Annotated in this window: 18 protein-coding genes and 1 pseudogene; 10 read left to right on the forward strand and 9 right to left on the reverse strand. The window is 70.7% G+C overall.

From position 1 onward, the window contains the following. Positions 1-65 precede the first annotated feature (65 nt). Positions 66-635, reverse strand: coding sequence for a TetR/AcrR family transcriptional regulator (locus tag AB0H56_RS11815; protein ID WP_357160867.1), 570 nt, complete (start codon positions 633-635; stop codon positions 66-68). A gap of 102 nt (positions 636-737) precedes the next feature. Between AB0H56_RS11815 and AB0H56_RS11820 the strand changes: the two genes are divergently transcribed. Then, entirely contained in the window at positions 738-1,175 is a 438-nt protein-coding gene (locus AB0H56_RS11820; RefSeq protein ID WP_357160870.1) for a hypothetical protein, read from the forward strand. Positions 1,176-1,179: 4 nt separating this feature from the next. Here the strand turns inward: AB0H56_RS11820 and AB0H56_RS11825 are convergent, their stop codons facing one another. Both AB0H56_RS11825 and AB0H56_RS11830 read right to left on the reverse strand, forming a co-directional pair. After that, on the reverse strand, positions 1,180-1,794 hold the full coding sequence (locus AB0H56_RS11825; protein ID WP_357161260.1) for a helix-turn-helix domain-containing protein: 615 nt from the start codon (positions 1,792-1,794) through the stop codon (positions 1,180-1,182). 135 nt (positions 1,795-1,929) lie between these two features. Continuing rightward, positions 1,930-2,133, reverse strand: a pseudogene (locus AB0H56_RS11830) (helix-turn-helix domain-containing protein); the annotation flags it as partial. A gap of 252 nt (positions 2,134-2,385) precedes the next feature. Between AB0H56_RS11830 and AB0H56_RS11835 the strand changes: the two are divergent. Further along, positions 2,386-3,588: a serine hydrolase domain-containing protein gene (locus AB0H56_RS11835; protein ID WP_357160873.1), complete on the forward strand. Its 1,203-nt coding sequence runs from the start codon at positions 2,386-2,388 to the stop codon at positions 3,586-3,588. Positions 3,589-3,712: 124 nt separating this feature from the next. Next, positions 3,713-5,143 carry a PQQ-binding-like beta-propeller repeat protein gene (locus AB0H56_RS11840; RefSeq protein WP_357160876.1) on the forward strand — a complete coding sequence of 477 codons (1,431 nt, stop codon included), beginning with the start codon at positions 3,713-3,715 and terminating at the stop codon, positions 5,141-5,143. 74 nt (positions 5,144-5,217) lie between these two features. Here AB0H56_RS11840 and AB0H56_RS11845 read toward each other — a convergent pair whose 3' ends face one another. After that, a complete protein-coding gene (locus AB0H56_RS11845; RefSeq protein ID WP_357160879.1) occupies positions 5,218-5,880 on the reverse strand; it encodes a TetR/AcrR family transcriptional regulator in 663 nt (220 codons plus the stop codon). A gap of 95 nt (positions 5,881-5,975) precedes the next feature. Here AB0H56_RS11845 and AB0H56_RS11850 point away from each other — a divergent pair, with 95 nt between their 5' ends. Further along, positions 5,976-7,253, forward strand: coding sequence for a lipase family protein (locus AB0H56_RS11850; RefSeq protein ID WP_357160883.1), 1,278 nt, complete (start codon positions 5,976-5,978; stop codon positions 7,251-7,253). A gap of 91 nt (positions 7,254-7,344) precedes the next feature. Then, positions 7,345-8,901 (forward strand): AMP-binding protein, encoded by a 1,557-nt coding sequence (locus AB0H56_RS11855; RefSeq protein ID WP_357161263.1) that lies wholly within the window; start codon positions 7,345-7,347, stop codon positions 8,899-8,901. A gap of 33 nt (positions 8,902-8,934) precedes the next feature. Here AB0H56_RS11855 and AB0H56_RS11860 read toward each other — a convergent pair whose 3' ends face one another. Both AB0H56_RS11860 and AB0H56_RS11865 read right to left on the reverse strand, forming a co-directional pair. Next, on the reverse strand, positions 8,935-14,724 hold the full coding sequence (locus AB0H56_RS11860; protein WP_357160886.1) for an amino acid adenylation domain-containing protein: 5,790 nt from the start codon (positions 14,722-14,724) through the stop codon (positions 8,935-8,937). Between the two features lie 76 nt (positions 14,725-14,800). Next, positions 14,801-15,493, reverse strand: a complete 693-nt coding sequence (locus tag AB0H56_RS11865) for an alpha/beta hydrolase (RefSeq protein ID WP_357160889.1) — start codon at positions 15,491-15,493, stop codon at positions 14,801-14,803. An 82-nt stretch (positions 15,494-15,575) separates the two neighbouring features. Here AB0H56_RS11865 and AB0H56_RS11870 point away from each other — a divergent pair, with 82 nt between their 5' ends. Continuing rightward, the gene (locus tag AB0H56_RS11870; RefSeq protein ID WP_357160892.1) at positions 15,576-16,526 is read left to right on the forward strand and encodes an AraC family transcriptional regulator; all 951 of its coding nucleotides are present in this window, start codon (positions 15,576-15,578) and stop codon (positions 16,524-16,526) included. Between the two features lie 57 nt (positions 16,527-16,583). On the opposite strand, the gene nrdF is transcribed toward AB0H56_RS11870, so the two are convergent. Further along, positions 16,584-17,546: a class 1b ribonucleoside-diphosphate reductase subunit beta gene (gene nrdF / locus AB0H56_RS11875; protein ID WP_280307919.1), complete on the reverse strand. Its 963-nt coding sequence runs from the start codon at positions 17,544-17,546 to the stop codon at positions 16,584-16,586. An 80-nt stretch (positions 17,547-17,626) separates the two neighbouring features. On the opposite strand from nrdF, the gene AB0H56_RS11880 reads away from it, so the two are divergent. The 3 genes from AB0H56_RS11880 to AB0H56_RS11890 all read left to right on the forward strand — a co-directional run bounded on the left by AB0H56_RS11880 (position 17,627) and on the right by AB0H56_RS11890 (position 20,738). Continuing rightward, positions 17,627-18,709, forward strand: a complete 1,083-nt coding sequence (locus AB0H56_RS11880) for a hypothetical protein (RefSeq protein ID WP_357160896.1) — start codon at positions 17,627-17,629, stop codon at positions 18,707-18,709. 16 nt (positions 18,710-18,725) lie between these two features. Continuing rightward, positions 18,726-19,670, forward strand: a complete 945-nt coding sequence (locus AB0H56_RS11885; RefSeq protein ID WP_357160899.1) for a hypothetical protein — start codon at positions 18,726-18,728, stop codon at positions 19,668-19,670. A gap of 96 nt (positions 19,671-19,766) precedes the next feature. After that, positions 19,767-20,738 (forward strand): peptidase, encoded by a 972-nt coding sequence (locus AB0H56_RS11890; RefSeq protein WP_357160902.1) that lies wholly within the window; start codon positions 19,767-19,769, stop codon positions 20,736-20,738. Positions 20,739-20,747: 9 nt separating this feature from the next. Here AB0H56_RS11890 and mgtE read toward each other — a convergent pair whose 3' ends face one another. Together mgtE and AB0H56_RS11900 are read right to left on the reverse strand one after the other, a co-directional pair. Continuing rightward, the gene (mgtE, locus tag AB0H56_RS11895; protein ID WP_244198095.1) at positions 20,748-22,193 is read right to left on the reverse strand and encodes a magnesium transporter; all 1,446 of its coding nucleotides are present in this window, start codon (positions 22,191-22,193) and stop codon (positions 20,748-20,750) included. A gap of 353 nt (positions 22,194-22,546) precedes the next feature. Then, on the reverse strand, positions 22,547-23,128 hold the full coding sequence (locus AB0H56_RS11900) for a TetR/AcrR family transcriptional regulator (RefSeq protein ID WP_357160906.1): 582 nt from the start codon (positions 23,126-23,128) through the stop codon (positions 22,547-22,549). An 81-nt stretch (positions 23,129-23,209) separates the two neighbouring features. Between AB0H56_RS11900 and AB0H56_RS11905 the strand changes: the two genes are divergently transcribed. Continuing rightward, positions 23,210-23,896 carry a DUF899 family protein gene (locus tag AB0H56_RS11905; protein ID WP_357160909.1) on the forward strand — a complete coding sequence of 229 codons (687 nt, stop codon included), beginning with the start codon at positions 23,210-23,212 and terminating at the stop codon, positions 23,894-23,896. The last annotated feature ends 97 nt before the right edge of the window (positions 23,897-23,993 follow it).

Consider the following 23,993-nt stretch of genomic DNA (forward strand, 5'->3'; position numbering starts at 1 on the left):
GGTGGTCAGCCACCGAGCGGGCAGGCACCCCGGTAGCGGACGTCGGCCGTTCGCACCGGCGCGGGTCAGTCGAACTGCACCGTCGCCAGCATCGCCCGCGCGAGTTCTTCGGGATCGGTCGACGTGGCGAGTTCCGATCCCGCCAGCGCGCCTTCCCGCCACAGCGTGGCGAAGCCGTGTACCAGCGACCACGCGGCCAGCCGGGTCGAGCGTTGCCGCTCGGCCGACTCCCCCGACCGCAGCTCCGCGATCCCCGACCGCAGGGCCGCGCCAGAGCGCGCCCTGGCGGCGAGCAGGTCGGGATCGTCGGCGCGCAGCAGTTCGCGGCGGTACATGATGTCGAACCGGCCGGGATTGGCCAGGGCGAAGCGGATGTAGGCGACCGCGACTTCGCGCATGTCGTCGCCCGCGCCCGCCAATTCCGTTGCCAGCAGCTCGAATCCCTCGATGGCCAGCGCGGTGAACAGACCCGCCCGGTCACCGAAGTGATGCGCGGGCGCCGCGTGCGACACTCCCGCGCGCCGCGCCAGCGCCCGCAACGACACCGCCTCGACACCCTCCGCCGCGATCTGCTCCGCCGCCGACTCGAGCAGCGCGGCCCGCAGATCCCCGTGGTGGTACCCGGTTTTGCTCATGCCCCGATCCTGACCCACAAACTTGCCATTGACAAGTTCGTCCGGCGGTGTCAATCTTGCCAATGTCAAGATTGTCGTCAGCGCTCGTCCCGAGGAACCCTCATGGCCCCCTTCATCGTCCTCATCGCCGTCACCGCCCTGACCCGCCTGATCGGCCTGCTCACCGACCTCACCTGGCCCGATTCCTGGCCGCACGCCCTCGCCGTCGGCCTGGCCGCGATGTTCGCCCTCACCGCCACGGCCCACTTCCAGCAGCCGCGCCGCGCGGCCCTGATCGCCATGGTCCCGCCGAGCTTCCCCTCGGCCCCCGCCATGGTCACCCTCACCGGCGTCCTCGAAATCGCCGGCGCCATCGGCCTTCTCATCCCCGCCACCACCGCACTCGCCGCGGCCTGCCTCTTCGCGCTCCTGCTGGTCATGTTCCCCGCCAACATCCGCGCCGCCCGTCAAAACCTGGGCATCAAAACCATGCCCCTCCCCGCACGCACGGCCTTGCAGGTCGTCTTCCTCGCCGCCTGCGCCGTGGTCGTCGCGAGCTGAGGGTTCAGCGTTCGAGCGCCGCGCGTTGCGCCGGGGACAGGCGGTCAGGTCGCGTGGTGACGGTGAATGTTTCCGCGCCGGTGGCGAGGAGGGCGAGTGGGTCACCGAGGGTGGGGTGTCGTTCGAGCAGGTCGAGCGCGCCGACGACGCGGTCTCGGGGCCACGCCAGGGCGAGGGCCAGCGCGTCGATCGCTTGCGGACGACCGGCGTGCGCGAGAGCGGCGAGGACGGTCAGCGCGCGGTCGGCGGCGGCGTCGGCGAGGTCGCTGCCGCGCATCTGCGCGCTGAGCCGGGCGAAGAACCGGCCCATCTCGGCGAAGCGGGCGCCCGCGGTCGTGTCCGCGCCGAAGATCTCGATGCCCCGCTGGGCGGCGAACGCGATCTCGCCGTGTGCGCCGGTGTCGGCCTGCCACGCGCGCAGCCATACCCCGTCGTCGATGCGGTACCGCTCGCGTCGCCCCACCGAATCCGGTTGGCGCCGGACGAGTTCCATCGTTTCGAGGTAGCCGATGGATTTGGAGACCGAGGCGGGGCTGACGCGCAGCTCGCGTACCAGGTCGGCGGAGGTCAGGCCGTCGGCGTCGGCGATCAGCAGCCGGACGAACACCCGCGCGATCATCTTCGGCAGCCCCGTCGCGGACAGCAGCGCCGCGAATCGGTCGACGAACTCGCGTTCCACGGCGGTGGGCCGCCCCTCGTCCGGCGGTGCCGCCGGCGACGGCACTCGCCTGCGCGCACGCTGACCCGCCGCCCGCTGCGCGCGCTCGGCCAGGTAGTCGCCGGACGCCCCGTTGCGCGCGACCTCGCGGCTGATCGTCGAGGTGGGCCTGCCGAGCCGCCGCCCGATCTCGGCGTAGCCGAGTCCGTCGGCGAGCCAGCGCGCGATTCGGCGGCGCTCCTCGTGTGTCAGCCTGCCTCCCGGCACCGGAACACCTCCTTTGCTTTCGCCACAATACATCGCAACGACCCTGTCGGGAGAATTGCGTTCATTCGCAATGTTGTTGCAACGATAGGCATCTGAACTGGCATTTGTGTCGCGATCTCGTTGACCGGCCACTGAACGCAACGTAGCTTTTCCTCATCAGGAAATACTCGGAATCGGAGGCGACTCGATCGAGGATGTCCGTGAGTTCGTCGAGGCACACGCGGGCGCCTACGCGACGACGGCGTACTTCGAAGCCGACGCCGCGAACGCGGTCGGGCTCCCGCGATGACGCTCGACCTGGCGCGGACCAGGGCCAGGATCACCGAACTGCTCGCGGAGTACGGCATCCCGAGCGCGGCGGTCGGTGTGCTGCGCGACGGTGAGCGCGCCGAATTCGCTGTCGGTGTCAGGAATGTGGACACGCGTGAACCCGCGACCACGGACACCGTCTACCAAATCGGGTCGATGACCAAGACCTGGACCGCGCTGACGTTCCTGCAGCTCGTCGACGAGGGCCGCGCCGACCTCGACGCCCCCGTGCGAACCTACCTGCCCGACTTCACGGTCGCCGATCCCCACACGAGTGCCGAACTCACCGCCCGCCACCTGCTCCACCACACCAACGGGATCGAGGAGACCTACGGCGACCCCGGCGAGGACGACGACGTCTACCAGCGCCTCGTCGCCGACCTCGCCGGCGCGCGACAGGTGTTCCCGCTCGGTCACACCCACGGCTACAGCGCGGCGGTGGGCTATGCCGTGCTCGCCCGCATCCTGGAGGTGCTCGACGGCAAACCCTGGGACACCGTCATGCGCGACCGGCTCTTCGATCCCATGGGCCTGACCAGCACGAACACCTGGCACGAGCAGGTGGACCGGACCAGGGCCGCCACCGGCCATCTGCTCCGCGCGCCGGCGGAGGGGCCCTTCGTCACCCCGATCGACCACCTGCCGCGCGCCTTCGGCCCCGGCGGGAACATCACCTCCACCATCGGTGAGGTGCTCGCGCTGGCCCAAGCATTACTCGGCGGAGGTCTGGCGCCGAACGGGAAGCGCGTCGTCTCGGCCGCGACCCTGCGGGAGATGATGAATTCCCATGTGCCCGTGCCGGATCCGTACCTGATCGGGCACGAGTGGGCGCTCGGACTCATCATGCCCGACCTGCCCACCCCCGACCCTTCGCTGCGCCTCGATCCCGCCCGGTACGAGGGCGTCTACGGCGGCCCCGACGCCCGCTACGAGATATCCGCTGAGAACGGAAACCTTTATCTGACAATGGTTCTCGACCCGATGCGGGCCGAATTGCTCCATCGTCCCGACTGCCTCCGTTACGACCTGCTCCCTGTGACCGAGACCCACTTCCTGATGCCACCGACCGACCCGACCGAGGACACCCAGACCGTCGCCGTCTACGACTTCACCGACGGCCACGCCCGCTACCTCCACACCAACTGCCGCGCGAATCCTCGCCTGGACGCCGGCAGCTGAGCGGCACAGCTCTCCTCGCCGGTCCGGGCCTGCCGCTCCCGCTGATCGATCCGTCCGCCGACACGAACGCTATTCTCTGAGCGGGCGGCGAACGGGATCGCGCGCCCTCGTGGGGGAGGAAACGATGGAAACCAGCGCTGCGTCTTTGCCACGGCTACGGGACTATTCGCGTCCACTGACGGCCGCCGCGATTCTCGGTGTCGTATTGCTGACCGGCGGCATCGCGCTGGGGCTGCACAGTCTCTTCTTCGCGGCGGGGAACCCGGTCGACACCGAGACGCGCGTCTCCGGCGGCATCGCGCACGACCTCGGGGTCTTCGCCACCGCGCTCGGCGTGGCGACGTTGCTGGCGCTCGCGAGCGCGCTGCGCTGGTCGCGGTCGCTGCAAGCCGCCGGATTCGGCAACCTGCCGACCGTCGCGATGCACCTCATCGTCGTCGCCGAGTTCGTCCTCAGCATCAAGCTCGACATCCGCGATTCCGTGGTACGCACCTTCGAGCACTACGCCCGGTTTCCCCAGCTGCCGGTAGCGGTCGCGGCGTGGATATTGACCGTCGCCGGCACGGTCCTCGTCCTCGGCGCGTCGTTCTCTCCGCCGGTACGCGGTGCGCTGTCACGACGTTCCGGCGCCACGATGGCGATGATCGGTGTCCTGGTCTGCGCGATCGCGACGGGTGTCGCCGTGCGCGCCGGGGACGACAGCCGGTTCATCGACCAGCACACCGCACCACCCGCGGCAGCGGCGCCCCTTCCGAGTCGGCTGGGGACCGAGCAGTTCCGCCTCGATCTGCCCAGCTCGGCCACCGTGGTGGCGGGCGGACCCGGGTTCCTCGTCGGAACCGACACGGGCATCACGGCTTACGACGGCGTCACGGGGACACCACGCTGGCACCACCGTCGTCCGGGCGCGCACGAAAAGGGCGTGCACCTCGACCTTCGGTCGCTCGCGGTGATCGGGCCCGAAAACGTCGTGGTCAGCTACTGGAGTGGTCTGGGCTGGAAGGCTTTCGACGCGTCGACCGGCGAGCTGCTGTGGACCACTTCGGATTTCGGTCGGGACGTGTCGACAGGTCTGGGCGCGACCGAGTCCGACGTCCCACTCCCGATGCTGACCAGGCGCGAGGACGGCGCGCTCATCCGCTACGACGCGCGGACCGGGCGCACGATGTGGTCCGCTCCGCGCGTACCCGTCGGCTGCGCGAAGCGCCAGTCGACCACCGCGATCACCTCGACGGCCGTCTACCAGGTGATGTTGTGCGGCACCGGATCCGCCGCGACGACCACCGTCCGCGCTCTCGACCAACAGACCGGCACTCCGATCGCCCAGCGCGACCTACCCGCACCCGAGCCTCCGCAGGTGCCGGAGGTGTCCGTTGTCGACGACATCGTTTCGGTGGACTGGAACCACCGGACCGATCCGCTTCGTCACGTGCACTTCACCTCTCCCGACGACCTGCGCACCGCAGAGGTGACCGAACCCGGGAGCGTACTTGCCGCCGACCCCGCCGCCGTCCTCAGCACACGGGGCTGCTCGCGGCGCCGGGGATCATCCTGATCATGTGCGGCGCAACCGCCGAAACCCAGCAGATCATCGGCGCCGCTCCCCGCTGATCGGCAACCGATCGTGGTCTAGCGGGTGGCGCTCAGACCGAGGTGCACGGTGTCGGCGAAAGCGGTCATGTCCCTGATCAAGACGTCGATGTCACCCGCGGTGCCCGCGTCGGTGTGCAGCCAGTCGGAGACGGTTTCGAACAGCCCGCCGATGGTGGCGACGGCCAGTGCGTGCAGGTCGATGCCGACCCCCTCGGGGGGCACGAATCCGTATTCGCGCCACAGGGTTTCGAGGAATTGGGCGGCCCAGCGGCGGTTGACGCGGCGCTGCTGTTCGACCTTGGCCGAGATGCCGCTGGCCTCGCCGAAGGTCACCTTCGCCACGCGCGGGTCGTCGACCATCGAGTGGGCGAAGGCGCCGATCACGGCGGCCACCACGGCGCGGCGGTCGCCGGAGGAGTCGGCCAGCGCCGCGGCGACCAGGCCCTGGGCGCGTTCACTCTGCTGCTGCAGCAGCGCCAGGTAGCAGTCTTCCTTGCTGTCGAACAGCTCGTAGAACGCCTTGTTGCCGACGAACGCGGTCTGGCAGATCTGCTCGATCGCGGTGTTGACATAGCCCTCGGCGGCGATCAGCTCGAACGCGGCGGCCAGGATCTGCTCGCGGCGGCGGGCGCGGCGCTGTTCGGCGTCCAGTCCCTGGATGCGCCGGGAGCGCACTGGACTCTTGTCGGTCGACGTCACGCAGCTCAGCCTACAGATCACCGAATAAGAACAAGACCTCTTGTTCAAAACAAGCGAACCTGCTGTAATCGGGATCACCTACCGAAGGAGATGCCATGCGACGCTGCACGGCCACCCACCGATCCCGCCTCGGCGCCACCGCCCTGCTCAGCGCCGCCGTGCTGGCGCTGGCCGCGGGGACGGCCACCGCCGAGGATTTCCAGCTCCCGCCGCTGCCGAACGAGGCGCAGGTGTATCCGGCGGTGGTCCCGCTGCCCACACCCCAGAACGACCCCTGGTACGCCGATCCGGCCGACCTCGACAGCCGCGCCAACGGCGACGTCCTCCGGAGCCGGGTGGTGCAGACGTACGCGCTCGGCATCCCCGTTCCCGTGCACACCACCCAGCTGCTCTTCCGCAGCACCGACGCGCAGGACACCCCCCTCAGCACCGCGACGACCGTGCTCGTGCCGGGCATCCCGTGGCTGGGTCCCGGTGCGCGACCGCTCATCTCGTACCAGGAGGCAATCGACAGCCTCGGCCAGCAGTGCAATCCCTCGTACACCCTGCGGGCGGGCATCCAGAAGGAAGTCGCGCTGATCGGCCAGTTCCTGTCGGCGGGTGCCGCGGTGGCGGTGACGGACTTCGACGGGAAGCGCAACACGATCATGTCCCCGGCCGAGGGCCGGATGGTGCTCGACGGCATCCGCGCTGCCAAGCGCGCCGGGCTCGGCCTCGAGGCGTCACCGGTGGGCCTGTGGGGTTACTCCGGCGGCGGCAATTCCTCGGCGTCGGCGGCCGAACAGCGCCGTCACTACGCGCCCGAGCTCGAGATCAAGGGCAGCGCGCAGGGCGGCATTCCCGGCGACAAGGTCGCCATCGCCCCGTTCGCCATCTCGGGTCAGCAGCCGCAGGCCAATTTCACCGGCTGGCTGGCGGTGCTCGGCCTGGCTCGCGAGTATCCCGAATTCGACCAGGCCCTGCAGACCTACCTGACACCCGAGGGCAAGCAGGTGGCGGCCGATCTCGAAAACCGTTGTCTCTACACCACTGTCGCGTCCACGCTGCTCCGTCCCGTGGTCGACTACCTGACCGATCCGCAGGCCGCACTGGCCGCGGCGCACGAAGCGCTCTCGGCGGCGAGCTTCGGCCGTCCCGAGAACACGCCCGACATTCCGCTGCTCATGTGGCACTCGACCACCGATCAGCTGCTGCCCGCCGAACTCGCCATCGACCAGATCGCGGCGGGTTACTGCGCGCGTGGGGTGAACATGCGGATGTTCCGGGTTCCGATGTCGGAGCACATCAGCGCCGAGATCGTGCCCGAGCTGGGGACCGTCGCCTGGCTGCTCGCGGTGACCGCGGGTGCGGATCCGGGGCCGCGGGTATGTTGAGCCGCACCAGTTCCCGTGCCCGACAGGGTGTTTCGTGGTGAGGGCGCGGCGGGTGCGGGCCGCGCGGACCTCCCTGCGGCAACTCGCGGTGATGCAGCGGGCCGGACTGATCGACCTCCGGCGGCCGGACGAACTCGTCCGGACCGCGCGCACGATGCGCACGCTGGGCCCGATCGCCGGCGGCATCCGGACCTCGGCGCGCCGCGCGCCGGACCGGGTCGCCATCGTCGACGGCGACATCCGGGTGAGCTACCGGGAACTCGACCGGCGCACCGACGCCATCGCCGCGCGCTGGCACGGCGACGGATTGCGGGCGCGGGACACGATCGGAGTGCTCGCGCCCGACGGCCTGTCGCTCGTCGAAACCATCGCCGCCGCAGCCAAACTCGGCAGCAAACTGGTTCTGCTCAACACCGGCTTCGGGGCGGCGCAATTGCGTGACGTGCTGGTCCGCGAACAGGTCGGCGCGCTCGTGCTCGATCCGGCGCTCTCCGCGCTCGCGACGGATCTGCCGAAGGGAATCACCCTGCTCGATCCGAGCCTATCTCCGCAGACCCACAGCACCCTGCTCGGTCCCAGCGCCGCCAAGGCCCCATCGGGCGGCGCGCGGTTACCCGATCCGGCGCGGCAGGGCGGGTTCGTCCTGCTCACCGGCGGTACGACCGGCACACCGAAGGGCGCACCGCGACAGGTCGAATCGCCCTTGGCCGGTGCGCAATTCGTCGACCGGGTGCCGTTGCGCCGCGGGCAGACGATGCTGCTGTGCGCCCCGCTGTTCCACGGCACCGCCCTGTCCCAGTTCATCCTCGCCCTGAACCTCGGGTCGACCGTCGTGCTGCACGGCAAGTTCGACGCGGCCCGGGCACTGGCCCAGCTCGCCGAGCATCGCGCCGAGATGATCGTGCTCGTCCCGACCATGTTGCGGCGCATTCTCGATCTCGGGCGGGCGAGGCTCGACGCCGCCGACACCAGTTCCCTGCGCATCGTGTTCACGGCGGGTGCGGCGCTGCCGTCCGCACTGGGGACGCGGGCGATCGAGACCTTCGGCCCGGTGCTCTACAACTTCTACGGCTGCACCGAGACCGGCACCGCCACCATCGCCACGCCCGAGGACTGGATCGCCGCGCCGGGCACCGTCGGTCGAGCACCGGTCGGGATCACCGTGGCGCTCTTCGACGGTGACACGCCGGTCACCGAACTGGGGAGCGTCGGGACCGTCCACGTCGGCAACTCGATCGCCTTCCACGGGTATTCCGGCGGCGGCTCCAAGCAGATCCGCGGCGGGCTGATGAGCACCGGCGATCTCGGCCACTTCGACAGCGGCGGCAGGCTTTTCATCGACGGTCGGGACGACGACATGATCGTCTCCGGCGGCGAGAACGTCTTCCCCGGCGAGGTGGAGGATCTGCTCTACCGGCATCCGGCCGTCACCGAGGCCGCGGTGATCGGCGTCGCCGACGAGGAGTTCGGACAGCGCCTCGCCGCCTTCGTGGTCCGGGCCGACGACCTCGACGCCGACGCGGTCCGCACCTATGTGAAGGCCCATCTGGCGCGGTTCAAGGCGCCGCGCGACGTGGTGTTCGTCGACGAACTGCCACGCACGCCGACCGGCAAGATCGATCGGCGCGGACTGGCGGCCCTGCGCTGACCCGGTGGCGGCGGCGAGGGGTCGCCGCCACCGTCAGCCCGCGTCGGCGGCCGGCCGATCGCCCGCCGGCGCGCGGGTTCCACGCGGTCGTCCGTCGAGCGCCTCGGCCAGCGCGGGCCCGATCGTGGCCAGCGCGCGGGGGCCGGTGATGTCCCAGTGGGTGGCGTCGACCGGCACGTCGCGGATGTCCCCGGCAATGTGGTCGCGCCAGGCGGGGGCCACCCTGCCGGCACCGCGGTCGTCACGGTCGGCGGTGAAGAACAGCAGGTCGCCGTCGTAGACGCGGGGGCGGTGGGCCGCGCCGATCACCTGCGTGTGCAGGATGCCCGCGAAGAGCCGGTGCACCCGCTCCTCGGTCAGTTCCTCGAACGGGCCGGGCAGGCTCGACACCAGGGTGACCGCGTCGGCAGGCGTGAATTCGGTGACGGGAGTGGCGAGTTCGTGTTCGGTGCCGAACTGGCCGAGCAGATCGCCCACCGTCACCGGGTCCTCGCTGCGGTAGCCGACGTCGCCGACGAAGGAGTCCAGCATGGCCAGCACCTCCACCCGCTCCCCCAGTTCCCGCAACCGGACGGCCATGGCCTGCGCGATCACCCCGCCGACGCACCAGCCGAGCAGCCGGTACGGTCCGTGCGGCTGGACGGCGCGGATCCTAGTCACGTAGTCGGCGGCCATGGCCTCGATCGACTCGGGGTGCGCGGTGTCCTCGGCGATGGCGGGTGACTGCAGGCCGTAGATCGGGCAGGACAATTCGGCGGACAGACCTGCGAAGCTCCAGGCCAGGCCGACCACCGGATGCACGCAGAACAGCGGCGCGCCGCGGCCACGTCCGCGCAGGGTGAGCACCGGCGCCAGCGCCGATTCCGCGGATCCCTCGGCGACCCGGCGGGCCAGTTCGGCCGGGCTCGGGTCGCTGAACAGCCAGGCGAGGGCGACTTCGGCCGCCAGCTCCGAGCGGAGGCGGGCGACCACCCGGGTCGCCAGTATCGAGTTGCCGCCGAGGTCGAAGAAGGAGTCGTCGGCGCCGACGCGGTCGCCGCCGAGGAGTTCGGCGAACACGGCCGCGATCGTCCGCTCGATCGCGCCCTCGGGCGCCCGGTACGCGCGATCGGAAGCGAACTCGGGGGCGGGCAGCGCGGTGAGCGCGAGCTTCCCGTTCGCTGTCAGCGGCAGGGCGTCGATCACCATCACGGCCGCCGGGATCTGGTACTCGGGCAGCGTGTTTCGCAATTGCGCCCGGACGGCGGCGCCGGTGATCTCCGCGTCCCTGGCCGCCACCACGTAGCCGACCAGCTGCGGTCCCTTCGCCGGATCGTCACGCACGACCACCACCGCCGCCGCGACACCGGCGCACCTCAGCAGTGCCACTTCGATCTCGGCGGGCTCGATACGGTAGCCGCGAATCTTCACCTGGCGGTCCGCGCGACCGAAATGCTCGAGGGTGCCCGCGCGAGTCCAGCGGCCCAGGTCGCCCGAGCGATACAGCACGCCACCCACCGCACGGGGGTCAGCCACGAACCGGGTGGCGGTGAGGCCCGGCCGATGCAGGTAGCCGCGGGTGACCTGGGCGCCGCCGACATAGATTTCGCCGACGACACCGGTGGGCACGGGATGCAGCCGGTCGTCGAGAACCTGGACGGTCAGCCCGTCGAGCGGCCGGCCGATCGGGCTGCCGGCCCGGTGGTGTTCGGCGTCGGTGATCGGCGCATGTGTGACATGGACCGTGGTCTCGGTGATGCCGTACATGTTCACCAACCGGGGTCCGTCCGACCCGTGCCGGTCGATCCAGGCGGTGAGGCGGCGCGGATCCAGCGGCTCACCACCGAACACGATGCGGCGCAGGCTCAGCGGGCCGTGCTCTGTCGTCCGGCTATAAGCGGACTCCGGCTCGCCACGGACCTCCGGAACACGGCCGGCGTCCCGCGGTGTGCCCTGATCGGCGCGTCCGCGACCCCGCGCGACCCGTTCGTTCGCCGCCGCGCGCGTGTCCGCCTCGTCCAGACCGGCGAAGGCGGACGGCGTCTGCCCCAGCACCGAAACCTGTTCCCGGCACAGCAGCTCGCGCAGCCGCTCGGGTGAGCGCGCGGTATCCCGATCGACCACCACCAGCGCGGCGCCGGTGGTGAGCGCACCCCACATCTCCCACACGGCGAAATCGAAAGCGGCCGAATGGAACAGCGCCCAGACATCGCTCGCGCGCGTGGCCAGTGCCCGCCGCGACCGCTCGAGCAGCGCGACGATCTGACGATGCTCGACCGCGACACCTTTCGGCGCGCCGGTGGACCCGGAGGTGTAGATGACATACGCGAGGTTCTCCGCGCGGGCCTGTCCACCGCGGACGCGATCGGCTCCGGCACCCGCTCGCGTCGGCCGCACGACCAGGCCGTCCTCGATCACACACACCGGCCGCGCGTCGGCCGACAGATAGTCGATCCGCTCGCGGGGCGCGTCCGGGTCGATGGGGACATAGGCCGCGCCACTGCGCACCACCGCGAGGATCGCCACGATCAGCTCGGCACCACGGCCGACGCGGATCACCACCCGGCGCTCCGGACCGGCCCCCGCGGCGACGAGCCGCCGGGCGAGGGCGGCGCTTCGCGCGTCGAGTTCCCGATAGGTCAGCGTGGTCGCCCCGGCGCGGACCGCCACCGCGGACGCGTGCCGGTGTGCCGCGATGTCGAACAGGTCGTTCAGCGTGCGGTGGTCGAGGCGACTCGCGGCCGGGGACGCGGCGGGAGCAGCCAGGTCGATGTCGCCGACCGTCGCGGTGGGGTCGGCGGCGACCGCGCGGGCGATCCGCTCGAGGGTGTGGACGAACAGCTCGATCGTCTCGCGGTCGAACAGGTCGGTCGCATAGGTGATCGCCAGCGCGATGGTGTCGGCGGCGGGGTCCGACATCGTCAGCTGGAGGTCGAATTTCGCGGGCGTGAGCGAGGATTCGACAGGCTCGACGACCAGATCGGCGGCGGTGGTGTCGACGGGGGCGGCGGCGGTGAGCACCACCTGGAACAGCGGATGGTACGCGCGGGTGCGCGGCGGATCGATCGCCTCGACGACCTGTTCGAACGGCAGGTCCGCGTTGGCGAGCGCGCCCAGGTCGATGTCGCGGACGCGGGTGAGCACGCCGGTGAACGAGTCGGCGGGGTCGACGGTCGCGCGCAGCACCACCATGTTCACGAACATGCCGACCAGCTCGTCCAGCTCCGCCCCGCCACGACCGGCCACCGGGGTGCCGATGGCGATGTCGCTTCCGGCCCCCGAGCGCGACAGCGCCACGGCGAGGATCGCGTGCAGCACCATGAACTGGGTCGCGCCGTGCCCCAAAGCGATCCGGCGCAGGGTCGTAGCGAGGTCGGGACCGAATTCGACGGTGAGCACCGCGCCCGTGCCCGACGCCACGGCCGGAAGGGGCCGGTCGACGGGGAGGTCGATGCGGGGAGCGAGCCCGGCGAGCCTGGCCCGCCAGTACCGCAACTGGCCGTCCAGGTCGGCCGCACCGGTCCGGTCGGCCAGCCGGTCACGGTGGGCCAGCGCGTAATCGGCGTAGGTGACCGGCAGCGGCTCGAAGTCGGGTGCGCCGCCGTGGCGCCGGGTCGCGTACGCGCGGAACAGATCGCGCGCCAGCGGGCCGAGCGACCAGCCGTCGGCACTGATGTGATGGACGATCACGGCCAGCACGTGCTCGTCCGGGCCGACCGCGAACACCCGCGCCCGCAGCGGCAGCTCGGACGTGAGATCGAAACCCGCGCCGCCGAATTCGTTCAGCGCCGCGGCGAGCCCGGCGGGTTCGACGGCGACCAGATCGAGTGCGGCGCGCGCGGCTTCGACCGGCAGCACGCGCTGAACACCGACGCCGTCGACCTCGGGATACAGCGTGCGCAGCGGCTCGTGCCGATCGATCACGTCGTCGAGCGCGGACCGCAGCGCCGCGACCGACAGCGAGCCACGCACGCGCACCGCCAGGGCGATGTTGTCCGCGGGCGAGCGGTGGTCGATCCGGTTCAGCACCCACAGGCGCCGCTGGGCGGGCGCCAGCGGCAGGGTGTCCGGGCGTTCGCGGCGGGTCACCGGTGGTCGCGGCGCCGTCCGCGAGAGCTCGCGGATCGCCGCGGCCAGCAGTGCCGCGGTCGGTGCGTCGAAGACGGCGCGCACCGGGACCTGTTTCCCGGTCGCGGCGCCGAGCCGCGCGCCGAGTTGTGCCGCGAGCAGCGAGTTTCCGCCGAGAGCGAAGAAGTCGTCGTGCGCGCCCACCGGGGTGCCGAGCAGTCCGGCCATCACCGTGCTCACCAGGCGTTCGACCGAATCGGACGGCTCGGCGCCGGCGCCTTTGGCGAAAGTGGGCGCGGGCAGGGCGGCCCGGTCGACCTTGCCGACCGGGGTCAGCGGCAAGTCGTCGAGCACGACCACGGCCGCGGGCACCGCGTGCGCGGCGAGCCGCTCGCGGGCGAAGGCCAGCAGGCCGGGGATGTCCACCGCGTGGCCCGATTCGGCGGTCACATAGCTCACCGGAACCAGCGCACCCGCGGGAGTGCGGCAGCCGGTCGTCACCGCGGCACGGACGTCGGCGTGTGCGGTCAGCACGGCATCGATCTCGCCGGGCTCCAAGCGGATGCCGAGGACCTTGAGCTGAAAGTCCGTGCGGCCGAGGAACTCCAGATTCCCCTCGGCATCCGAACGGACGAGGTCGCCGGTGCGGTACATCCGTGTGCCGGACGGCCCGGCGACGAACCGCGCCGCCGTCGCGCCCGGAGCGCGCCGGTAGCCGCGTGCCACGCCCGGACCCGACAGGTACAGCTCGCCGGGCGTGCCCGCGGGCACCGGGCGCAGGCGTTCGTCGAGAACCCATGGGGTCCAGCCGTCGAACACGCCGCCCAGCACGACCGGCTCACCGGCGGCCAAGCGCCGGGCGGTGACGAAGACCGTCGTCTCCGTCGGGCCGTAGCCGTTCACGTAGGTCCGGCCCGGCGCCCACCGCGCGACCAGCGCCGGATCCGAGGCGTCACCACCGACCAGCAGCCCGCGCAGCGTGGTGTGCCTGCGCGGGTCGAGGGTCGCGAGCACGGCGGGGGTGATGATCGCGTGCGTCACCGCCTGTCCGGCGATGAGCTCGTCGAGTTCGCCGCCGGCGGTGATCTCCGGCGGCACGATCACCAGCGTCGCGCCGTGCGCGAAGGCCAGCAGGAGTTCGTTGACGAAGAGGTCGAAACCCGGCGAGGCGATCTGCAGGACGCGCGCGTCGTCCAGCGGTCCGAGGGCGGCCGACACCTCGGCGAGCAGTGTGCCGAGCCCGCGATGGGTCACCGCGACGGCCTTCGGCGGGCCGGTCGAGCCGGAGGTGTAGAGGACGTACGCGAGCTGGTCGAGCCGGATCGGGGCCAGGCGGTCGGCATCGGTGAGCGGCGCCGGATCGTGCTCGGCGCATCGGCGCCGGAGGTCCTCGTCGTCGAGCACGATCCAGGTGATCCAGCTCGGCAGCCCCGGCAGCACGGCCCTGGTGGTGATGCCGATCCGGGCGCCCGCCTCGGCCAGCAGGTGCCTGCGCCTGCTCGGCGGCTGCCGCAGGTCGATCGGGAGGACCGCGGCGCCGCTCGCCGCGACGGCCCACACCGCGCGCACCAGCTCCACCGACCGCGGCACCGCCACCAGCACCACCGTCTCCGGCCCCGCCCCACGCGCCACCAGCTCGCGGGCGAGCCGGTGCGAGGCGTCGGCGAGCGCCCCGTGGGTCCAGCTTTGCCCACCGTCCACCACGGCGACACGCTCCCCCGCCCCACCACGACCGAGGAGCTCACCGAACGTGCCCAACTGCCGGATCGCGGTCATCCCCCGATTAGACCGACAACCGCACGCTTCCGAAAAGCCCGATTTCCATGGGCAACCCGCCGCCGCGGCGCAGCGCTCAGCCGGCCGAGCCGACCGCCTCCTCGATCAGGTCGACCACCGGCCCGGGCTGCGAGGCCAGGGAGGCGTGGCTCGCCGCGAGTTCGACGATCTTGCGCGGGTTCATGCGCTCGGCCATTCGACGCTCGTTGTCCGGGTGGATCATCCGGTCCTCGGTCGAGACCTGATACCAGGTGGGCTTCACCTTCCAGGCGGGCGCGCTCACCGTGTCGCCGAAGGTCGAGCCGAGGGGAGCCTTCTGCGTCACCGCCATCACCAGCGCCTCGTCGGCGGTCAGGTCCTGGCAGAAGCTGTCGTGGAACTTGTCCTGCGCGATCCACAGGTAGCCGTCCGAGTCCGGGGCGATCGCGGCGACCGCGGCGGGCGGCTGCTGTTCGGTGATCGCGCCGGGGCTCTCCCCCGCGTCGGGCGCGAAGGCCGCGATATAGACCAGACCGACGACATTGGGCAGGTCACCGGCCTCGGTGATCACCGCGCCACCGTAGGAGTGCCCGACGAGCACGACCGGCCCGTCGACCTGAGCCACCATTTTCCTCGTCCGCTCGGCGTCGTCGGCGAGCGAGGTGAGCGGATTCTCCACCGCGCGCACGGAGGTGAAACCACGCCGGTTCAACTCGACGATCACCTTCGACCAGTGGGCGGCGCCGCCCCAGAAACCGTGCACCAGAACGATTGTCGGCTTCACAGCCATGAGATGCCTTCTCTCGGGTCGGGTTCACCGTCGTTGACACGACGGCCACTAGCCACGATATTTGGATGATGAGGCAAATACCATGACCGAAAGGCCGGAAAAGTTTGCCGAACAACCGGCCGCGACCGACCCGCTGGCACCCGGCAAAGAGCTCGACGCGCTCTCGGACATCCTGCACGCCGTACGGCTGCGCGGCGACCGGCTCGTTCGCTGCGCCCCCGCGCCGCCGTTCGCCATCGCGATCCCCGCCGGGATCCGGCTGCTCCACATCGCCGAGCGCGGCGAGCTCGCCGTCCGGGTCGACGGTGCGGTCATCGCGCTGCGCGAGGGCGACATGGTCCTGCTCGCGCGCGGTGATCGCCACGTGATCGGATCGGGCGACGCCGTCGAACGCGAACTCACCGCGGCCGACACTCTGCACCGCCTCGAGGAACTCCCGGATCCGGCCACGCCGCGCTGGGTCACCGGCACGTTCCGGGTGGAGGAGGTGATCGCCGAGCCGCTGCTGTCGGTGCTGCCCGCGACCGTGGTGATCCGCGCCGACGCCGAACGCGATTGGCTGACGCTCAGTTCGCGACTACTCGTCGCCGAGCTCACCGACGCCAGACCCGGTGCGGGCGTGATGATCTCGCGCATCCTCGACCTGTTGTTCGTGCACGCCCTGCGCGCCTGGGCCGGCGAGGGCGACACCGCGCCCGGTTGGCTCACCGCGGCGTTGGATCCCGCACTCGGACCGGTTCTCACCGCGATCCACAACAGCCCCGACCGGGCGTGGCCGGTGGCCGAGCTCGCGGCGCTGGCCAGGTTGTCGCGCTCGGCGTTCACCGAACGCTTCGCCCGGCTGCTCGGCCGCTCACCCGGCGCCTACGTCACCGACCGTCGCCTCGAACACGCCGCCCACCTGCTCGGCTCGACCACCGAACCGGTCGGCCACATCGCCGGCGCCGTCGGCTATCAGTCCGAGGCCGCCTTCAATCGCGCCTTCCACCGTCGCTACGGCATGCCGCCCCTGCGCTGGCGCAAGCGCGCGTGATGCGCGACGGCGGCGCACCCGGGCAGGTGCGCCGCCGTCGACACGGTCCCGGTTCGGTCAGAACTCCCAGTCCTCGTCCTCGGTGTTGACCGCCTTGCCGATGACGTAGCTCGAGCCGGAGCCGGAGAAGAAGTCGTGGTTCTCGTCGGCGTTGGGCGACAGGGCCGACAGGATGGCCGGGTTCACCTCGCACTCGTCCTTCGGGAACAGGCCCTCGTAGCCGAGGTTCATCAGCGCCTTGTTGGCGTTGTAGCGCAGGAACTTCTTGACGTCCTCGGTGAGGCCGACCTCGTCGTAGAGGTCCTGGGTGTAGTCGACCTCGTTGTCGTAGAGCTCGAACAGCAGCTCGAAGGTGTAGTTCTTGAGCTCGTCGCGCTCGGCCTGGGTGACCAGCTCGAGGCCCTTCTGGTACTTGTAGCCGATGTAGTACCCGTGCACGGCCTCGTCGCGGATGATCAGCCGGATCATGTCGGCGGTGTTGGTGAGCTTGGCCCGCGAGGACCAGTGCATCGGCAGGTAGAAGCCGGAGTAGAACAGGAAGCTCTCCAGCAGCGTGGAGGCCACCTTGCGCTTGAGCGGGTCGTCGCCGTTGTAGTACGAGAGGACGATCTCGGCCTTGCGCTGCAGGTTGCGGTTCTCCTCCGACCAGCGGAACGCCTCGTCGATCTCCTTGGTGGAGCACAGGGTGGAGAAGATGGAGCTGTAGCTCTTGGCGTGCACCGACTCCATGAACGCGATGTTGGTGTACACCGCCTCCTCGTGCGGGGTGAGCGCGTCGGGGATCAGCGAGACCGCGCCGACGGTGCCCTGGATGGTGTCGAGCAGCGTCAGGCCGGTGAAGACCCGCATGGTGAGCTGCTTCTCGTCGGTGGTCAGGGTGTTCCAGGAGGGGATGTCGTTGGACACCGGGACCTTCTCCGGCAGCCAGAAGTTGCCGGTCAGGCGATCCCAGACCTCGGCGTCCTTCTCATCGGGCACCCGATTCCAGTTGATGGCATGTACCCGATCGATGAGCTTCATTCCGCCTCCACACCTTTCCGCCAGACCGTTTACCCGCACCGCCGCCGTGCGCGAGCCCGTTCACCTGAACACTACTCGTAGTGGGTGACAACGCCAGTAAGCACAACAGCTTGTGTTGCGGCGTGGCGCACCCGGCCAGGACGACCACACCGGCGCACCACACACGCGGCCCCTATTGTGCGCCACGACCGCCGCCACGCCACCATCGCATCGCCAGAGATTCGCCACATGCGCCCGCCGGCGCGTTGCCGCGTGAAGCCGGCCACTCGGTCCGTCGCCGCCCTTTGCTTTCTCCTCGCGCACCCGGCAAACTGCGGCTCGCGCTGTCCACCACCGGACCGCAATGTCCAGGGGGATCACTCATGCCGCGCCATGTCACCCGAGCCGCTGTACCGCTGGCCCTGCCACACGGGCCGGGGGCCGAGACCAAGCAGTCGCCGACACGGCAACGCTTCGGGTGGAAAACCCCTGCGCGACAACTCGTTCTGGCCGCCGCGGCCGTGGTGATGGCCGGGTGCGGAACTGCCGAGTCGTCGCGCGCAGCCGAACCGCCCGCCTTGCCGCCGGTGTCAACGGACTGGTGGCACACCGTTCCGCAGACCGACGAGCAGAAGGCCGAGGTCGCCGCGCGGTCCCGGCAGATCGATGTCTGTGCGCTGGTCCCGCGCTCGGAGCTGGCCGCGCTCGGCAGGGTACGCACGGTCGACAACGACCAAACCGATTCCTGCCGGGTCGCATTCGCGTCGAACGGAGCGGTGGACAAGCTGAGCTGGACGTCGCCACCGCAGGGCACTTCCCCCGATACGCGGCGCACGGCCCTGCACGGCGCGGACCCGTGTGCCGTGCGGGCCCGCCTCGACGGCACCGGCGACTTCGGTGTGCCGACCATCACCGGCTGCGGGTTCACCTATCGCGGCGCGGATGTCGTCATCTCGTACAAGCTGCTCGAGCGCGCGTTCCTGAGCAAGACCGAGCAGAACATCGACGGGCGGACCGTGTACGCGCGCGACACCAGCTTGGTCGCCGTCGTCGGTCCGGAGCTGCCGCCTGGCCCGACCGGGTTCGGCGGTAACGTGGTTCCGGTGGTCGACGTTTTCGCCGATACCGAGGATGTCGCGAAAGACGTGATGCGACAGCTTCTGCCGCTGTTCCCCGCGGCCTGATCCGAAAGGACCCGCCGTGCGACGGACACTCCCGCTCATCGCGGCGGCCCTGCTGCTGGCCGCCTGCCAGGGCGAGTCGGTGGACGACTCCATGCCGCGAGGTGGGTTCTGGTCCACCGCGCCGGTGTCGGACCAGGACCGCGCGGGGGTCTTGCGCAAGGTGCGCGCACTCGATGTGTGCGGGCTGCTGCCGCGGGTGCGGCTGGGCACGCTGGGCAAGGTCAGGGATGTCGAGAACGTGCATCCCCAGCAGTGCAGGCTCAACATCGGCGTCGAGGGGCATCTCACCGGGATCGACGCGACCTGGAGCACCGGCGTGATGTTCTCCGGGGAACCGTCGATGGACCTGCCGGTGCGCGAGCGGTCCATGGGTGATGTGCGGGTGCTGTTCCACGACGAGCCGTCCGGCTCCGACGATCCCCAGGTGCGTGGGAGCTGTCAGGCGTGGGCGCGCTTCATCTCCGGCGCCGATCTGTCGATGAGCGTGCGCGCGCCCGAGGACGCCTGCGCGACCGCGGAGGCGCTGATGCGGATCGCGCTGATCGCGTGGCGCGCCGAACCGGCGCAGGGCAGCTCCCCCGATTCGGACCGGACGGTGGTCACCGGGGCCGATCCGTGCGCCGTCGCCCCGCTGCTCGGGATCACCGTGCCGGTGGCCGACCAGGGCGTCACCACCTGCCGGCTCACCCTCGACGGGCACTCCGCGGTCGTCACCTACGACTACAACGAGGAACGCTCGATCGTCGACGACACCCCGGCCTTCACCGTCGGCACCCGGCAGGTGTACCGCTTCGACGGAACGCAGTCCGAGGTCACCGCGCTGTCGGTGATCGTCGGCCCGCGCATGGCGCCCGGCCCGACCGACGCCCTGCTCGGTCCCCGGGTGCCGACCGTCGCGGTGACCGCCGACTCGGCCGTCGCCGAGCGGGTCATGCGCGAAACCCTGGCCGTGTTTCCCTGAGCAGGGTCACAACATTCCGGGCACGATGTTTGCGGCCCGATTGCCACCCGGGCAGACTCGGTGAGCGGGCCGGTTCCACCGAGGACAGGGGTGCTGATGAATCGTCGGATGGTACTGGCCGCCGCGGTGTTGCTGTGCTGTGCCGCCTGCGGTGACGACGAGGCGAGCGAATCCGCCACGGAAGCCGCGCCGCCCGCGCCGGTGATCCCCGCGCCACCGCCCGAATTCTGGTCGCAGCCCGCCACGACCGAGCAGCAGCGCGCGACCGTCGCCCAGGCGACCAGGCAGATCGACGTGTGCGCGCTGATTCCGCGCGACACCCTCTCGACGCTGGCCGAGATCCACGACATCACCGTCGGCCTCGACTCGTGCCGCGCGGTACTCGGCTCGGCGGCCCCTGGCGAGGGCACCACCCTCACCTGGCACGCGACACTGCTGCCCGACCTGACTCCGGGCCGCGGTGTCAGCAAGAACCTCGGCGACGTGCAGATCCGCCTGGTCCCCGACCGTGACGCGGGCCTGCCCCGCTCGTGCGGCGCCACCGCCCACTTCCCGGCGGGCGCCGCCTTCTACCTCGGCCTCACCACCCCACCCGGACAGGATCCCTGCGCGGTCGCCGACGGCCTGCTGCCCGGCATGCTCGACCGCTGGCGGGCCGCGCCGCCGCAGGGCACCTCCCCCGACACCGTCGCGACCGTACTGCTCGGCGCCGACCCGTGCGCCGTCCGCGCGAAACTGCCCGACACCGCACCCAGCGACGACCAACGCTTGACCCAGTGCCTGTTCGGCTACCGCGGCGAGAAGATCACCGTCGGCTACGAGTACCGCGTTCCCGCCTACCTGGCCGCCAACAGCACCGAGGAGCACCTCGACGGCCGCACCGTGCACCGCTCGGTCTCGGTCTACGACAGCAGGATTCCGATCTACACCGCCGCCGTCGGGCCGGAGCTGCCCGCCGAATCGACCGCGTTCGGCCGCCGGGTGCCCATCGTCGAGGTCGTGGCGAGCACCGACGACGTCGCCAAGGACGTGATGGCGCGTGTCCTCACCCTGTTTCCCCCTGGCTGACCCGCCGGGTCAGATCCCGAGGACCAGCTTCGCCGTCGTGAAGTAGATGATCAGCCCGGTCGCGTCGACCAGGGTGGTCACCATCGGCGCCGACACCACGGCCGGGTCGATGCGGAACTTCTTGGCCAGCAACGGCATCGTGCCGCCGATGGTGGCCGCCCAGCCGCAGATGAGCACCAGGGTGATCGCCACGACGACCGCGATCTTCGGGCCGACGAACAGGGTGCCGATCAGCAGCCCCGCCGCCGCGAGCATGCTGCCGAGCACCAGCCCGACCCGGCACTCCCGCCAGATCACCTTGAACAGGTCCGAGACCCGCACCTCGCCCACGGCCAGCGCGCGCACACACGCGGTGGCGGCCTGCGCGCCCGCGTTGCCGCCCGCGCCGATCAGCAGCGGGATGAACAGGGCCAGGCTGGCCGCCTGCTCGAGGGTCGTCGAGAACACGTCGGTGACGCTCACGGTCAGCGTGGCCGCGAACAGCAGCAGCATCAGCCACAGCGCCCGGTAGCGCGCCAGCTGGAACACCTTGGCGGCCATGTAGTGGCCCTCCCACGGCGCCGAACCGGCCTGCTTGGCCACGTCCTCGCTGTCGGCGGCCTCGAGCACCTCCATCGCGTCGTCGATGGTGAGCAGGCCGACGACCCGGTCCTCGCTGTCGACGACGACCAGGTTGATGTCGTTGGTCGAGCTCATCAGGCGCGCGGCCTTCTCGGCGGAATCGGTGGCGCGCACGAAAGCCGGTTCGGTGACCACCAATTCGGACACCATGGCCTCGGGCGCGTGCAGCACCAGCTCGCGCAGCTCGACGATGCCGGTGAGCTTGCGACCGCAGTCGACCACGGGCAGCGTGTACACCGTCTCGGCGTTGGCGCCCTTGGCGCGCACCCAGCTCAGCGCCTGGGCGACGGTCAGATTGTCGGGCAGCGCAACGACTTCCGGCGTCATGTACTGCCCGACCGAGCCCTCGGGGTAGCCGAGCAGCGCGGCGGTCATCCGGCGCTCGCGCGGGCTGAGTCCGGCCAGGACCTTCTTGGCCACCTTCGCCGGCGCCTCGTGCAGCATGCGGGCGCGGTCGTCGGGGTCCATCGCCTCGACGAGATCGCGGAAGCTCTTCTCCCGCAGGCCCTGCAGGATCTGCTGCTGGTCGACCGGCTCGAGCTCCTCGAACACGGTGATCGCGCGGTCCTTGTCGAGCAGCCGGAACACGACCCCGGCCTGCACGGCGTCCATGCGGGCGAGCGCGTCGGCGATGACGTGCGGCGGGCGGTTGTCGAGCCAGTCCATGGCGCCGTCGACCCGGTGGGTCTCGACGATGTCGCGCACCGACTCCGACAGGATCTCCAGCGCTTCGGTCACCGAATGATCTTCGGCGACAACAGGAGTCGGCTCGGGGCGCGGCGAATCCGCGTCGGGGGTGACGTGACGTGCTTCGATGAGATCGATCTGCGACATGGGAGAGTCCTCTGGCGCGAGTGCGCGCACACCCACGACGAGGTCGCGGGAATGCTACGAGAGTGGATCGGGAAACGGTGTGGCACACCGCGGGCGTCGACCACCACGACCGTGTCGCACAGCCGATCTCACCGGCCGGGAATCAGTGCGAGGACGAAGGGGCGACGCCGCGCGGCCTTCGACTGGGGGGTTCGCTGCGCATCGCAACACCACCTCCTCGCCGTCGCTGCAGGCCATCGCCGATGCAGATCGCTTGGAGTACCCACGCGGGCACACCCTTCCACCTGCAGAATACATGCGGTGGTCCCCTGTTTCATCTTTACCGGACGTACCACTGGTCACAGTGATCCGCGTCACAGTGGATGCGGCAGCCCGGCGACGACCGTCTCGACCGCCCGCTCGGCCAGCGGCCACAGTTCGGCCCGGTCCAGATGGCGCAGCGGGCCACGCAGGGCGAGTTCGGCGAAGCCGTGCACCGTCGACCAGCAGCTCCACGTGGCGGTGGCCCGGGCGGCGGGATCGAGGTCGCCGACGTGGACCATCATGTCCAGCGCGTCGGTCAGCGCGAGGTAGGCGGGCGAGTCACGGACCGATTCGGGCGAGGTGTCTCCCGCGCCGAAGAAGGCCACGGCGAACCACCCCGGCTCCGCGAGCGCGAAACCGATGTAGCCGCGCCCGACCGCGCGCAGCCGGGCGCGCGGGCTGTCGGGCACCTGCTCGGCGGCCATACCAGCCGCCATCGCGGCCTCGATCGCGGCCGACACCGCGCGCAACAGCGCCTGCCGATCGGGAAAGTGCCGGTAGGCGGCATTGGGCGTCACCCCGACGCGCCGGGTGGCCGCCCGGATCGTGAGCGCCTCGGGTCCGCCCGACCTGGTGAGCTCCAGGCCCGCCTCGACCAGGGCGGCGGCGAGGTCGCCGTGATGGTAGGCCAACCCTTGACGCTCCTCTCCGGCGAAGTCTACGGTGTGAACATATCAAATGTGCACACCGTAGACATTGAAGGGTGGTCCACCATGACCGCATTGCCGACGATCGTCGACCACGACACCTGGCAGGCCGAGCTCGACAAGCTCCGCGTGCGGGAGAAGGCAGCGACCCGCGAACTCGACGCCGTCGCGGCGCAGCGGCGCCGCCTGCCCGCCGTCGAGCTGCCGCCGTACACGCTGACAGCCGAGGACGGCAGCGACGTCTCGCTGGCCGAGGTCTTCGACGGGCACTCGCAGCTGATCACCTACCACCACATGTGGACCGACGGGAACACCTGGCAGTGCCCCGGCTGCACCGGCCTGACCGCCCAGTACGCGCGGCTGGACTTCCTCGCCGCCTACGACGCGCGCTTCGTGATCGTCACCCAGGGGCCGATCGACGAGGTGCTGACCTACAAGCGCCGGGTGGGCAACACGATGACCTGGTATTCGACCCACGACAGCCCCTTCGGCGCCGACATGGGCGCGGGCCCCGGCGCGGGCTTCGCGGTGAACACCTTCCTGCGCGACGGCGACACCGTCTACCGCAGCTGGCACACCGACGGCCGCGGCACCGAACAGCTCGCCTACACCTTCGGCCTCGTCGACGCGCTGCCCTACGGCAGGCAGGAGGAATGGCAGGACAGCCCCGAGGGCTGGCCGCAGTCCCCCACCTACAGCCGCTGGCCCAGCTCCAAGGACATCGCCGCCTCCTACGGCGACCCGAACGCCTGACCCGCGAGGTCAGCGCCGATCACCCGCTCGACAGCGCGCCAGTCGAGCGTCGGGACCACCCAGCCGTCGAAGCGGTCCACCAGACGCCTGGTTTCGG

It is taken from the genome of Nocardia sp. NPDC050717 (assembly GCF_040654275.1).
Classification (GTDB): Bacteria; Actinomycetota; Actinomycetes; order Mycobacteriales; family Mycobacteriaceae; genus Nocardia.